This is a genomic window from Acidithrix sp. C25 (genome assembly GCF_904848545.2).
This window is the reverse complement of the sequence record NZ_CAJHCI020000010.1, coordinates 1,146,920-1,161,632: the sequence shown is the minus strand read 5'-3', so window position 1 is coordinate 1,161,632 and position 14,713 is coordinate 1,146,920. Positions and strand designations below refer to the sequence as shown.

Below are 14,713 nucleotides of genomic sequence, written 5' to 3'. Positions count from 1 at the left end.
ATAGTAGCAACGGAACCTCTATGGTTGTCCAGTAGTTTCTCTTTCCCCGTCGATAAATCTGACTCCGCAGATCAACAGAGTCAGATTTATCGACCCTTTGAGTTTTCGCCACGATTGCTATGAATGCACTTGGGCAATCGTTTTTGTGAATTTGAATGAAGGATTGACCTAAATCAGGAGTAAAGGTTGAGGTTTTCAAAGGATTTTGGATTAATTAGGAGGAATTTCGCATTTGTATTGAGAAATTTGGCACCATTGGCGGGAAGTAGGTGCTAGATTATCTTTCGATCAGCTAGATCCATACGTCTAAGATTACACTTGGTGTAGGTGAAGTAGATCAGAGTGTTCTGGCTCCCATGTCTGGGAATACTCTGGAAAAGATGGCTTTTGGCCTTTACAGAGCTAGACAAAAAAAAGTGCAGGAGGAAGTGGAGAGGATATGAACAAATTGAAATTTGATAACTCTAATACCGAGGAGGGTGGATTGTCCCGACGAACAGGATCATTTACTAAGAGATTTTTAGCTATGACTGGTGCTACGGCGCTAGTAGTTGGTGGCGTAGGCTCGGTCTTTATTGGTGCAACAGCTGCATCGGCCGCAACGACGATTAATACTTCAAACTATATAGTTGGTTCGCAAGTTACCGGCTTGTCAGTAGGATTGTCAAATCTAACAGCTGGTAGCAATACAGTTTATACTACGTCATTTGTGGCTACTGACGGAGTCGGAACTGCAGGAACGATCACCCTTAAGCTAACGGGTGGCACTACGGTCCAAGCAATCGCCGCCTCCACTCCTTCGGTTGCGATAACGAGTGGTGGAAATACGGTTGTTGCAACGAGCAGCATTACCTACGCGAGTGGTGTTACTACAGGTGTTACTACAGTAGCCATCAAGCTTCCAGCCGGCGCCTCAATTGCGGCTGGCTCGGCTGTTTCTATGACCTTCACCACGGCCAATGATGCAGCGGGGACATATACTGCAACGCTAGCGGACTCGGTTGATTCCGTTTACGCCACGGCAGCGAATACGTTTACGGTCGCTACTGCCGCCCCCGCCGCGACGACAGATTCATTGTCGAGTCCGGTCTTGGGCGGACCAACCAAACTCACAGTTGGAAACGTGGAGCTGTATTCTACTACGGCCCCGGCTGCTACTACTTCAAGTTGGACCGCAGCGAGTTTCCCGATTGGGACTGTCCTTACTTTAGGATTGCCCAACGGTACTTTCACCTCGACGGCAACTGACTATACGATCACCGTTACTAACTCAGCAGGTACCGTTATAAGTACAACTAACCCAACATCAGCTACTGCTGGTACGAATAATGTTGACTTGGTTGTCAGTACGGCCATTCCAGCTGGCGACTATGTGTCGATTTCGGCTGCAAATGTACTCAATCCGGGGACTGGGACAACCGTTACTCCTACATTGACGCCAGCACCAACCACGGGTACTGACTGGTTGACCGGTGCAGGTGGAGGGGCAGCTCCTACCACAAGCAACGCTACCTTTAGTGCACTGTCTCTTGGTTCTCCAACTGCAGTTACAGCTTTGGCTGTAACGCCAGCTAGCGCAACCACGGGTGCTTCGACCTCCTACTCGGTTGGCTTCAAAGCCGTTTCGGCCCTTTCGACAAGTCAGCTGGTTCACGTAACCTTAGCTAGTGGAACTGTGCTCGGAACAAGTGCTTACTTTGTTGATACGACAGCCGGCACTTCTGGTCCGGCCACTGTAGTTCCAGGTGTTGGTGCGGCCGCAAATACAGGAACGGTTTCGGTGCCAACTGCCGTAACAGCAGGTGATAGTATTTCCATCACGTTGTTGGGCGTAACTAACCCGAGCGCCGCTGGTTCGGATTCCGCGTCTGTCTATACGGATAGTGACACGATTTCAACTTCAGCTAGCTATTCGCTAACCGCAGCTTCGACAACAACCTCGACCCCTACCGTTACGTTGAGCAGTTCCTTGGCAGGTGGAGCGTCGACATATACGATTTCTAATGTTTCGGCTTCCGCAGCATTTCCAGTCGGCGTATCGTCAACAACACCACAGATAGGCCTCTACTTCCCTACAGGAACAGGGTTGCCGACGGCTACTTCTCAGTATACGATCACTGACTTGACTAATTCGAGTGGCACTGGGGCTCCAGCAACGGTTACGGTTGACACCACTGTGGCTGGTGATACGGGTGTGACTTTGACCGTGAGCAAGGCGATCGCACAAGGCGATCAGTTGAAGATCGCGATCTCTAACGTGATCAACCCAGCTGCTGGTACGGACGTGGCCACATTGTCCGGTCTCGTTGCATCGACAGTTTCAGTTGCGCCAACATTTCCAACTACTGCAATGACCTATCCAAACGGCGCGTTCGTTCAGTCTGGTGCTCAGATTGACGTTATTGCCGGCGGAATTGGGTTCGGAATCTCAACCCAAGCTGCTTTTGGACAGCTACAGGCGATGAATCCTGCTTCAGTTGTTACTGGAACATTCCCAACCGCAACGGGTCCAAGGGCTGGTACTTTGATACAGGTTGCTGGCTCTGCTGGTATCTGGGTTGTGGGTACTGATGGTAAGATCTACCAGTTCTCTAGCGCATCGCAGTTTATGGCTGATGGATATTCGCCAATGCAAGTTGTAGAAGTTCCAAGTTCGGGTGGTTTGACCGCAGGTACTGGAGTTCCTCCAACGGCAGCGACCACGATGGCTGACGGTTCGATTCAGAACTTCGGCGGAACGTTCTACGTTTACGATGGTGGTCACGCATTCGGAATTTCTACACAAGCTCAAGCGGCTGCTGTAGAGGCATCGACGGGTTCAACTGTTATTACTGGATCCGGTTCGGCTCCAGCAAGTTCGACTATTGCTGACGGTTCTCTTATCCAGCCAGTAGGCTCAGCTGGAATCTACGTTACCTCTGGAGGCAGTGCCAACCAGTTCAATAGCGGAACACAGTTGAGGGCCAATGGCTACACAGGAATGTATGTAGTTGCGGTTCCTTCGCTAGGATCCGTTACAGTAGCGTAAGTTCTATCAATATATCTAATAGTTAGTTGACCTCAGGGGGGTGTGCGGTTATGTCGCACGCCCCCCTGTTTCTCTATTGGGGTAGAGAAATTTATCACGCGGGTCTCATTGTATGGCGGAGATGTTTGGCGAGTTTTGGCTTCTAAGACGATGCTTTGGTTGTAGTAGTCATGGAGAGCGGATTGGTTTGCCATTGAATAGCCCAGCGTTAGGTAATTGCTCAAATGGATTATTACAGCTACGACAAGGATGATCCTATTGTCTGTCCTTAGTATCACAGGTTCGTTACCTTAGAGGCTGATTTAGATAAGGGCCAAGGCAGCACAGTTGAATCTGTCATGAGATTGACTTAGATTGGCCAGATTGACCTAGGGTTCCCCTCCTAAGGGGGTCAGCTTGTCGGCCTCCCCTCCTCGCACCAAGAGCCTTCTAAGCTTTTTGATCTGTCTTTAGCCCTTAAATGAATCAAAAGTTCCCCCGACCTCGTTCGTCAGTGCAATCTCTCTTACTATCGTTATTTTGTATGATTCTTTCCGATCGCACCATACGCTCTGAGATTGAGGCTGGACGAATAGTAGTTGACCCATTGGGTGAAAATGCAATTCAACCCTCATCTATAGATCTACGTGTCGATCGCTTCTTTCGTATCTTTCGCAACCATGTAGCTAAGGTGATCGACCCACGTGTTGAACAAAAGGATCTAACTGAAGTTATCGAGGTAGATCCCGATGGTCTTTTTATCTTGCATCCAGGTGAATTTGTCCTAGGCTCAACTCTTGAGCGCATTGGAATCCCAGACAACTTAGTAGGCCGCCTGGAAGGAAAATCATCCCTTGGCCGTCTTGGCCTTTTGATTCACTCAACCGCCGGCTTTGTCGATGCTGGCTTTAGTGGCAATATCACCTTGGAACTCTCCAATGTAGCCAATCTCCCAATAACTGTCTATCCAGGTATGAAGATCGGACAGATCAGCTTTCTGGAGATGACAACCCCAGCCCTTATCCCATATGGCTCTAAGAGCCTTGGTTCTAAGTACCAAAATCAAAGCGGCCCAACTCCATCTATGAGCCATAAGAACTTCGAAGAATAACCATCTTCGCCATCGACTGTTATTTTTTTTGGGGGGGTGACTGCGTCAGCCATCTATGAGCCATAAGAACTTCGAAGAATAACCATCTATAGAGTTGGCAGATTTGTTACTTGGTGGTAACATTAGTTTTTGCCTATTTTATGACTGCTCTTTCCTCTAATCTATTTGGATGTTCCACCAATTGGATACTTTTGCCAATTGGTTGTTTCAAACTAAATGGCGACTAAATGACGAAATGAGCACTCGTTAGAATCTTTTGGCACCGATGAAGATCCCTGGAGGCTAGATGCGTCTAATCGTTGGATTAGTAATTACTGTGGCTGCATTGGCCATAGCTCTAAATAGAGCGCTATTTATTATGAAGTTGGTGAGATCTGGAGCTAAAGCCCCAAATCGCTCATCAACCATAGCTTCTCGAATTTCAACTGAACTCACAGAGGTACTTGGTCAACGAAAGCTCCTCGCCAAGACAATCCCAGGAATTGCACACTTCTTTACCTTCTGGGGATTTACCATTTTGATCGCAACGATCATAGAGGCATATGGAGCTCTCTTTCAATCCAACTTCGCCATTCCACTGATTGGCCATGACTCATGGCTTGGCTTTATCGAAGACTTCTTCTCTGTAGCTGTCTTAGTCTCTTTGGTCGTCTTTTCAATAATCAGAGTGATAAATGCACCTAAGAAAAAGGCTAAAGCATCTCGCTTTTATGGATCACATAACTCTGCAGCATGGCTAGTACTGGCGGGAATAGCCCTAGTTGTCATAACCCTATTGGTCTATCGAGCCGCTCAAGTAAATACAGGTGACTTCCCCTATTCCAACTTCGCATTTGCAAGCCACCTAATCGCTAACGCCCTAGCACCCCTGGGCCATTCAGCCAACAGTGCAATTGAGACCATCTTCTTATTGGGTAACATCGCCATCATCATGGGCTTTTTGGTCTTTGTCACCTACTCCAAGCACCTACACATCTTCGTAGCTCCAATCAACATCGCATTCTCTCGACGTCCCAAGGCACTAGGTGCCCTAGATAAGACACCTAACATGGACCCAGAAGAGCTAAGTGAAGACAGCGTCTTTGGCGTAGGCAAGATAGAGGACTTCTCCTGGAAGCAACTGCTAGATCTAGTAACTTGTACAGAATGTGGTAGATGCCAAGAACAGTGTCCCGCCTGGAATACACAAAAGCCCCTCTCTCCCAAACTCCTTATCATGGATCTAAGAGAGCACCTCTTTGAATCCTCCCAGCGCCTATTGACAACCGCTGGAACCACTCAACTTCTTGAAGAACCCAAGATGCTGGTCCCAAGTGTCATAGATCCAGATGTCCTGTGGTCTTGTACCACCTGTGGAGCTTGTGTTGAAGCTTGTCCTGTAGATATAGAACACATCGATGCAATTGTAGATATGCGTCGTTACCAAGTTCTAATGGAGAGCGACTTCCCAAGTGAAGCCCAAGGCATGCTCCGTAACATAGAAAACCAAGGAGACCCATGGGGCCTTGGCTCTTCTCATCGAGGAGATTGGGTATCAGAACTTGACTTTGAAGTCCCAATAATCACCAATGAGATCCCTGAGGATATCGAATACCTCTTTTGGGTTGGCTGTGCTGGAGCACTAGATGAAAGAGCTAGAAAGGTCACCCAATCGATTGCTCGCCTACTTCATAGATCTGGAGTCACCTTTGCAATACTTGCAAAGAAAGAGAGCTGCACCGGTGATCCAGCTCGAAGACTAGGCAACGAATACCTCTATCAAAGCCAAGCAATGACCAACATAGAGACCCTAAATTCAGCCAAAGCCAAAAAGATCATAGCCTCTTGCCCCCACTGCTTTAATTCCTTAGCCAATGAATATCGTGGCCTAGGTGGCAACTACGAAGTCATCCATCACACCCAACTACTCAAAGAGCTAGTAGATGCCAAAGCACTAGTTCCAACCATTACCCAAGATGCCAAAGTAACCTATCACGACCCATGTTACCTAGGTCGCCACAACAACATCTACGAAGAACCAAGAAGTGTCCTTGGATCGCTTCCAGGACTGTCGTCTGTTGAGATGCACAAGCATAAAGAAAAGGGCTTTTGCTGTGGTGCCGGTGGAGCTCGCATGTGGCTAGAAGAAAAGATCGGCAAGAGAGTAAATGTAGAACGCATGGATCAAGCCCTAGAGATGGATCCAGATATGGTATCTACAGCATGCCCCTACTGCATGATCATGCTCGATGACGCAGTCAAGGCCAAGATCGCCGATGGTGGAGCCAAAGAAGGTGTAGAAGTCCTAGATGTAGCCCAGATCCTCGAGAAGTCACTTGAGGCCAACTAGTGTTTCGCTCACGGAGCTTTTGAGTCTTTGACGTTAGTATTTTTTGGCGGAAATTGTGCCTTGGATTTTGCTTAGGTGTTCTGGTTTTTTTGGTAGTGGTGTTTTTGCGGGATGCTACTGAAGGTTTGTCAGATAAAGGCATATGTTGGTGAGCTTTAGTCCTAGGAGGCTCCGCGGGTTGATAGATAGTTACCTTAGGTGAGTGTTGGCTAGAGGCTATATGCGACAAGTCTGGTAATTGCTACCGGGTGATTGGTAAAGGGTTGTTGTCTGGTTTGCAATTTATCAATTTGCCTGAGCGGCAATGGCCATTGAAAACTGTGGTTGTCTCGACCCGGCACTCTTTCAAGGGGAGTTGTAATTAAGTTGATTGAGGATGGGCTATATATCCAAAAGAGACGCCACGAGTGCTCGAGTGGGTTAAACAGCATATGTTTGATGTGGATCAGGGTGTGTCGTATTATCTGAGGTTCAACGGTTGAGTCTCGGTAAATGAGTTTTTATAAAGGAATCTATCCCTGGTGTTGGAACCAGGGATAGATTCCTTGGATTTAAGGTACCTAAAAATAATCGTTTATGCAATGTGCCAAAGTAATTCTTTCAGTGGCGTACATCTAACTGTTCGTAGTGGTTGGTGGAATTGTTGAGATAGTTAGTATCCTGGGGGAAGCGATGCGATTACCGGTGAGACCGTGACGTCTCCACATTGAAGATTCGCGATGGTCCTACCGCCATAGGGATTGATAATAGCTTTAACGACGTTGAATCCGTAGTCATTTGGTGGTGTGACCTCAATCGAAGCGGATGTGGGGCAGCTTGCACTACCATATCCGGTGCCGTCGGAGTAACCAAGGAGAAAATAGGCGGTTTGGCCGCTTTGGAGAGTGACTTTAGTTACAGGTTCTGAAATTACAGATACTGAATTTCCCCGATGTACATAAGTGGGGATGGAGCCGCCAGCGCTATTGAGCATCTCCAGACCGGGATATCCCTGCATGTAACATTCGGTTGATGCTGAATTAGTCATCGAGAAAGATACGCCGATCGATCCTGCCGCCACAGAGGGGCGGCCCTCGGTGATGGTGAGCTGACTTGGTACACATCGTCCGCCCGCGACTCTTACATCTTTCGGTTTGGTAGTGGTAGTGGTTGGTGGAATTGTTGTCGAGGTAGTGGTTGGTGGAATTGTTGTCGAGGTAGTGGTTGGTGGAATTGTTGTGGTCGTCGCGCTTTGGCCGCTTGAGCCACATGCTCCAAGTAAAAGGCCGAGCGATAGAACCGCCCAACAGGTTCCGATTTGTTTGAATAGCCGCACATTCACCTCTTCTTATTTAGCGTGGGGTATGTTTGCTTAATTTGTCTATGAACCTTATACCTTAGGCGTTCCATCGGTTATTCGTTGTAAGGGGCTGCTAGACGAAGGGTAATAGTGGCAGTTCGTTGCTTGGAGATGTACGTAGCGGCAGAAGTTGATCTCCTGGTGCCGTCGGAAACGGTTTTGTACCAACACCTGCTGGAGCCACTGAAGTACTAGGGGATTGAACCTCCAAAGCCTTATTAGACCTGAAGTTACCGTTAGGGGCTTTTCTCGCGTGACCCATTTGTAATGTAGCCTGATTATTGGTTCGGGGTTGGATTAATAGATTAGATAGTTATTTAGGTTTTTTCAATGATAGCTTCGCAGACGCGGTTTGGGTTAGGTGACGGAGACAAATTCATTCGCAGAATTCATAGGGCACCCGAACTGTCAACTTTTCAGCGTTGTCAGCAAGATTCAGATAGACAACCTTTTGTCGCTGCTCTAGAAAGGTATCTATTATTGGCGATGTCTTTGGTAGTTTCACATTTCAACTTCTCAAATCGTACTCCTTTCCTCCGTGGAAGTATCTTCGTGTTAATGGCCATCGAGAGAGGCTTGATTTTTGCGCGTTTCTCTATTGATTTGACATCTAGCTGGTCCATGTGATTGTTATGGGAGTTTTAATTCCATCGAAGGCATGCGTCAATTAGTAGGTAATTGTTTGGATTTTTGTGTTGCTAGCTTTGTTGGTGACTCATTCTCGTTCGGCTGCTGGTAGCTGAACGAGAATATGTGCTTTAAATAAGCTTTGGTAATTCTAGGAAAGTATGAATCAACTAAGCGCTCGTTGGTTTTTGGATGAATGATTTTAGATCAAACTGCAAGCCTATGAGCTTGGTCCGACCTTGTTTTCGATAGGCTAAACCAAGCTTTCATAGCGAACAAGCTATTCGCATAACACTCTGAAATGCTCCAATGAGCCCTTTTAATTTCTTGTAAGGTGTGTTAATCTTCTCATGACATGCTTACACCCGAGGAACTCGCCACTATTGAAGCATTCATGGCGAAGACTGAAAACATCGACAAATATAAGCGGGCGCTGGCAGTTCTCACCCTTGAAGATGGGAGTCCCCTCAACAGGACAGGCCTCTCTGTCAAGCATGTACAGCGAATTCGACGGTCATTCCGCGGCATTGGCACTGAGGCATTCAAGGACAAGCGCCATAACAACGCTCCGGTACTTCTCTCAAAGTCTCAAAGAGATGAAGTGGCAATCATGCTCACGACTACAACTCCCAATGACCACGGCTATAGCAGTTCCCCGTTTTGGTCAACACGGATCCTGGCTACAGTACTCAAGCGCAGATACGGTGTTCTCTATGCCTCTAGGACTAGCTATTACGTTCTGTTTCGGGAAAGTAAGTTCAGCTTCCATCTGCCGGGCAAACAGTACGAGAAGGCTGATCCACAAGCAGTAGCTGAATGGAAAGACGAGCAGCAAGAACGTCTGAAAGAGGCATTCTCTGATCCAGATACGGTGATTCTCTGTGAAGACGAGATGGTTCTCACTCAGGCGACAACTACTCAGAAAGTGTGGATACCGAAAGGAACCACACCAGCTGTAATTGAGACCAATGGAACCAGAAAGAACCGGAGCATCTATGGGTTTTTGAACCTCAAGACAGGCAAGGAGCATGCATTTGCAACAGAGCGCCAGACTATGCATGAAACAGCGGCCATACTGCTGGCGATCCGCAAGATCTACCCAAGAGAGAAGATTCTGCTTATATGGGATGGGGCAGGATGGCACAGAGGGAGCGTCGCTCAAGAGGCAATTAGGGAGCATCACATCGAAGCAGTCCATTTCCCTCCGTATTCTCCGCAACTCAATCCCCAGGAACACGTTTGGAAGCAAGGGCGCTCTGCTGTAACCCACAATCGCTTCATTCCCAAGATTGAACCAGTCACAAAGGAATTAGTCGACTATCTCAACACGACGACATTCCCATACTCTTTGCTTGATTTCAAGGAGCAAGTCAGAGTGTGAGCTCTATAAATTAGATTCTTCGTTTTTGAGACTTTCATCGCTGTAGATGCGTTGTAGCAGCTTTGACTAGTTGTCCCGTCTTGCTTTGCCAGGACATAAAACCGTAATCTCTGTCAGTAATTGACTCGAAGAGTTGAAGGCGCCAATCACATCTATGAGACAAGGCGGTTCTTTGATTCCTTGAAGAAGTCCGGGAAGAGTAGTTACCGTACTTTCATTAGCACAGATGATGACTGCAGACGTGTCGACAAGAGCCGTATTGACGTCGGCGAATCGGGTTAGCCCTTCAAAGCCCGGAGGCAATGCTTCGGCGGAATTATCTAGAATTCGAACGTCGTATCCTAACTCTTTGGCCTGTAGCGCTACCTCTAAACCGAAGCTTCGTCGTAAGGTACTGCTACCAGACTTGTATGCGAGGCCCAGCACGAGTATTGGACCATCTTTGGGACCCTTGGTTTGCACTAAGGCTCTGATTGGCCAGAGTTTCTGTTCGTTATGACTCTCAAGTACCGCTTCAATGACTGGGATCCGGACTTGGTCCTCATGAGCAAGAGTCTCGAGGTAATGTATGTCTCTGGCGAGCGTACCGCCGGCTATTGGACCACCTGGAGTAACATAGGCACGTGGTCCTATTCTCCTGTCCGATTTCAGGGCAGCGGCAACATCCCATGCGTTAGCTCCGTGATGTTCGGCGACACGTGCAATTTCATTTGCGAAGGCCACGGACATCGCCAGAAAACTGTTGAGAGCATGTTTGGATAGCTCAGCCGATTCAACTGACATTGAGACTATCGGTATATCTAATGGAGCTAGGAGCTTTGAAAGTGTGCTTTCGGCCTGCTGCGATGATGTGCCGATGACGATCCGGTCTGCCTCCATAAAGGAAGAGATAGCAGTTCCTAGGCGAAGATTTTCTGGCGAGTAAGCGAAATCAACGTGACGATCTGGTCGGAGCTCTGCAAATCGCTTCTCAATGCGGCTAGTACTGCCGAGCGGAAGTTGCGAGGATATGACGAGTAATGCTTCATTTCGAAGGTGTAGGAGAACTCGGTCGATGATTTCAAATACTGCGTTGACGTCAGCTGAGTCGTCATCTCTAACTGGAGTATCAATGGTAATCCATGCTACATCAGCGGTTTTGATAAGGTCGAAGTCGGAACTAAAGGTGAGATTTCCGCTGGCGACTCCTGTGAGCATTAGGTCCGCTAGACCAGTTTCTTCTAGGGGTAAAACGTTTCGACTTAGGTCGTTGACCCTTGCAAGATCTTCATCTATGGCTAGAACTTGATGGCCGAGACTTGCAAGCGATGCGGAGTAAACGCAACCTAAATGCCAAAGGCCAATGACTGCTACCTTCATGATAATGACCCTGCGCCTTGACTATTAGCAGTCCTAGGACAGCTTAGGTGACTTCCGAGGTGAGCTGGCAATGTGGCTATTTTCCTGAGGTTCATTTGATTGCTCATGAAATGCATTCTTTCGTTTTATGTGAACTCTGTTCGTGCTGCTAAGTGTGTTAGTTGCTATTCATACGCCGACGCGTATTATCGCCTATGGCTAGGGCAATTTGGCTAAAAGGACTGGGAGTAAGTCTATCAATCTTCATGACTGTAACTTCTTTTCTTGCTTTGGGCAACTCTTACCTCCCAGAATGATGAGATCTTAACTTGGCACTCTTGTCATTTCACGAATGGACCCCCTGAAGCTATGTCAAACTTGGTGAAGGCGATAAAAACGTTTCGACTTAGGTCGTTGACTAGAGATTCCATAACTTCGTCCATTCGAACGCTCCTTGGCGCTAGCAAGGTCAATTGGGAGCTTTTAGCAACTGCGACATAGACATTTCATTAATGTCCCCCCTTTTTTTCTTTGGCAGATAGAAAATCGTAGCCCTATGAAGATGAGCTTGTCTAGCTTCTAGCTTCTAGCTATCTTGATATCAACTAGAGATCCCAGTGGTCAAAGGACATTGGAATGGTAGAACGCAAAGCGTTCTGCCATTCCAAGATTGTTTTCCTAGCAATTTTCCACAGAGTTAGGCAATCTTGGTGATTTAGGTCCTCAGTGGGACCCAAATCCTGTATTTGGACGAAGGGGCCATTGTGGTATTATTATCGCAGTTTATGGTCAACACACGGGGACTTGGTTCAAGACGGGTCATGGATCAAGCAGGATCTTATATTCGAGTAGCATCAATCAATCTGATTCAGACTAAGGGTGATGACATGTCAATTCTTAGGTGGTCTCAGGTTGTTAGATGGGATAGATGTTCTGGTGGGTGTTTTAGAGATCTATAGTTGGTAATTGATCGTCACCCAAGGTGCTATTGGAAGAGTCCACGGTTATCCCTATGGCCCAAAGGCAGTGGCTTATTCTGATTTAGAAGCTAACTTTCCACAATTAAATCCGAATAAATCCGAAGTTCCGGTTATGCACTATCCGTCTTGGTGCTCACTCATTTTCGCCGCTAAGCCATTGTGGAGGATCGGAGCCAAGGCGACGAGCAGGAAGTGCCCACTGAAGTGGGGCTCCTTGCACAACAACTGGAGGCGGCAGTCGTAGTGCGTCGCCCCAAGCAGTTCGCTCAATTGGACCAATAGGATCAGGTGGAATTGGTGAGTCACTTGGATCGGAAGGGACCTGCAATGGCCCCGCTTTGATTAGCAAATCGGCCACACGCGCAAGGGAAGTCCGCCATCGGCTACCGGCGCCATCAATCTGGCGCTGCGAGAGACCAGTAATCGCCGCGGCGGCTAACAGATAGCCCGTAGCATGATCGAGCGCCTGCACTGGTAGGGGTGCCGGTCGACTGCCACCAGTCATAAGGCGACCTGCATCGGCGATACCCGAACTCATCTGAACGAGACTGTCGAATCCTCGACGTTGCTGCCAAGGGCCGGTCCACCCGTACGCATCGAGGCTCACGTCGATAAGCCCGGGACAAACGTTCTCACGTACTTCATCTCCGAGTCCAAGGCGATCTAGGGCGTCCGCACGGTAACCGTGAACGACGACATCAGCCGAAGCGAGTAGCTCGAGAAAGTGAGTCCTTCCATCTGGCGTGGATAAATTGAGACGGGCGCAGCGCTTACCTAAGGTGACCTCGGGAACAATCGCGGGCTCATCCCAGTCGGGTGGGTCAATCCTCAGCACCTCGGCGCCCCAGCCCGCGAGCAATCGGGTGGCGACTGGCCCAGCAAGAACTCGAGTGAGGTCGAGCACGCGCAGTCCATCCAGGGGACGTTCTCTGTTTCCAAACAACCTATTGCGCTGGCTAGCCGTTGATGTGCGCCGTGTCCACATCAGTGGTTCGCTGGCAACCGCTCGACCCTGGGGATGTTCCTGCCAATCCATAATTGGTCGCATGACAGCCGCGGCACCGCCCGCACCTATTACAGCGCTCTCCAACTCTTGAGCCGACCAAGTACCGACGGCAGCAGCGACAGCATCGCGGTCTTCTGGAACCTCTAGAACGGTGAGTGCCGCGGTGCGGTGACGAATAGCGTTGGTGTGAAGTCTGATCCAACCATCACAACACTCGTACTCTCCGCCCACTGCGTCCCATGCCGGTAGGAGATTCCATCCCTGTGGTCGGATCGAACCAGCAAACCAGGCCGAGGCCAAGTTTCTATCGACAACCACGCCTGGCGGTGTGTTTCCATCATTCAGGGCCACGAACGAAGCCAACGACGAGCCAGCCACGGCGATCGAAGCTTGTGCTAAGTCGCTCACGGCAAATACCGAGGGCAATGAACCTCCATCCAACAACGTCACAGGAGAAAACGGCACCGGGGAGCCAAGCGCCGCCTGAAAACTAGCGATGAATTTGAGGGCAGTGTCCGTCATGTCATTACTCCTTCTCGCATCATGCGAACTTGCAAGGACTCCTTGGGTGGATTCAACTAGATAGCACAACAACTGCGATTATTTTCTCATCTGGAATCTTATAACCCAGAGTCTTTCTAGATCTCCAATTGAGGCTTCTTTGGATCATTTTCAAGGCATCGCCTGAGTAGTTTTTCAAGTCAGCTTCCTGTTAGCAGATACTTGGCGAAATGGCCGGTTGATGTTCTTGATTGGTCTTCTTGGTCGAACCTCTTGGCCAAGGCGAATGTGGATCGACCAAAAATATGGTACCTCTGTCACTAAAGAGAAGTTTTTATGGCTAGCCAACTGCGATCCCAACTCCCAAGTGATGGATTTCATGACTTCCAAAGAAAACCTCTGGATTGCCTTTGGTCATCGCTTTCTCGAGCGCCGCTGGACCGTGGTCATCTGGGGTGCTACAAAAAGATATAGCACCTTCAGCGTTCAATAAGAGCTAGGGTCCAAGGGGCGGGCGCAACGATTGGGTGAAATTTAGCCGAATGCGAGAGTAGAATGCGAGGCAAATACGCATTGGAGCCCCCATATTGTCAATGCACGATTCACTTTTTACGACTAAATTCGATGGAACTAGTACTGCTTGGGACGTGGTAGAGGGTCTCGATCTCAGCAACCTTTCTGCCATCGTCACCGGTGCTTCTTCTGGTATCGGAGTCGAGACCGCTCGCGCACTTGTTGGTGCTGGCGCCGAAGTAACGTTAGCAGTACGCAACATCAGCGCGGGTTCAGCCGTAGCTGACAACATAGTGAGATCGACTGGTAACGACTGCGTAAGGGTAGTTTCGCTGGACCTGGCCGACAGTGCCTCGATAGCTAGTTTTCTCGATCGCTGGAATGGCCCATTGCATCTGCTTATCAACAATGCCGGTATCATCCCAAGTACGCTGCTCCGAACGCCAGAGGGCTGGGAGCTGCAATTTGCTACCAATTATCTTGGTCACTTCGCCTTAAGCTGCGGCTTGCATGATGCCCTAGCCCCAGTTTCGACGTGCGTCATGAATGAAAGAGGTTGTAAATCATGTAGAAGCTGATAA

General features: G+C 48.6%; 8 protein-coding genes and 1 pseudogene. 5 read left to right on the top strand and 4 right to left on the bottom strand.

The window, feature by feature from the left end:
• Positions 1-439: 439 nt before the first annotated feature.
• The 3 genes from ACIDITHRIX25_RS80770 (at position 440) to ACIDITHRIX25_RS80760 (ending at position 6,447) form a co-directional block, all read left to right on the top strand.
• Positions 440-3,028, top strand: coding sequence for a beta strand repeat-containing protein (locus ACIDITHRIX25_RS80770; protein ID WP_201733483.1), 2,589 nt, complete (start codon positions 440-442; stop codon positions 3,026-3,028).
• Positions 3,029-3,551: 523 nt separating this feature from the next.
• Positions 3,552-4,118, top strand: a complete 567-nt coding sequence (dcd, locus tag ACIDITHRIX25_RS80765) for a dCTP deaminase (protein WP_052604367.1) — start codon at positions 3,552-3,554, stop codon at positions 4,116-4,118.
• Positions 4,119-4,404: 286 nt separating this feature from the next.
• Positions 4,405-6,447: a (Fe-S)-binding protein gene (locus tag ACIDITHRIX25_RS80760; RefSeq protein WP_201733482.1), complete on the top strand. Its 2,043-nt coding sequence runs from the start codon at positions 4,405-4,407 to the stop codon at positions 6,445-6,447.
• Positions 6,448-7,099: 652 nt separating this feature from the next.
• Here ACIDITHRIX25_RS80760 and ACIDITHRIX25_RS80755 read toward each other — a convergent pair.
• The gene (locus ACIDITHRIX25_RS80755) at positions 7,100-7,762 is read right to left on the bottom strand and encodes a DUF4232 domain-containing protein (protein WP_201733481.1); all 663 of its coding nucleotides are present in this window, start codon (positions 7,760-7,762) and stop codon (positions 7,100-7,102) included.
• A gap of 400 nt (positions 7,763-8,162) precedes the next feature.
• On the bottom strand, positions 8,163-8,291 hold the full coding sequence (locus tag ACIDITHRIX25_RS80750) for a hypothetical protein (protein ID WP_268749149.1): 129 nt from the start codon (positions 8,289-8,291) through the stop codon (positions 8,163-8,165).
• A 477-nt stretch (positions 8,292-8,768) separates the two neighbouring features.
• Here ACIDITHRIX25_RS80750 and ACIDITHRIX25_RS80745 point away from each other — a divergent pair, with 477 nt between their 5' ends.
• Positions 8,769-9,794, top strand: a complete 1,026-nt coding sequence (locus ACIDITHRIX25_RS80745; RefSeq protein WP_201733480.1) for an IS630 family transposase — start codon at positions 8,769-8,771, stop codon at positions 9,792-9,794.
• 66 nt (positions 9,795-9,860) lie between these two features.
• On the opposite strand, the gene ACIDITHRIX25_RS80740 is transcribed toward ACIDITHRIX25_RS80745, so the two are convergent.
• Entirely contained in the window at positions 9,861-11,153 is a 1,293-nt protein-coding gene (locus tag ACIDITHRIX25_RS80740) for a nucleotide sugar dehydrogenase (protein WP_201733479.1), read from the bottom strand.
• A 1,092-nt stretch (positions 11,154-12,245) separates the two neighbouring features.
• Positions 12,246-13,640, bottom strand: coding sequence for a CoA transferase (locus ACIDITHRIX25_RS80735; protein ID WP_201733478.1), 1,395 nt, complete (start codon positions 13,638-13,640; stop codon positions 12,246-12,248).
• Positions 13,641-14,212: 572 nt separating this feature from the next.
• Between ACIDITHRIX25_RS80735 and ACIDITHRIX25_RS80730 the strand changes: the two are divergent.
• Positions 14,213-14,656: pseudogene (locus ACIDITHRIX25_RS80730) on the top strand (SDR family NAD(P)-dependent oxidoreductase); the annotation flags it as partial.
• Positions 14,657-14,713: the final 57 nt, after the last annotated feature.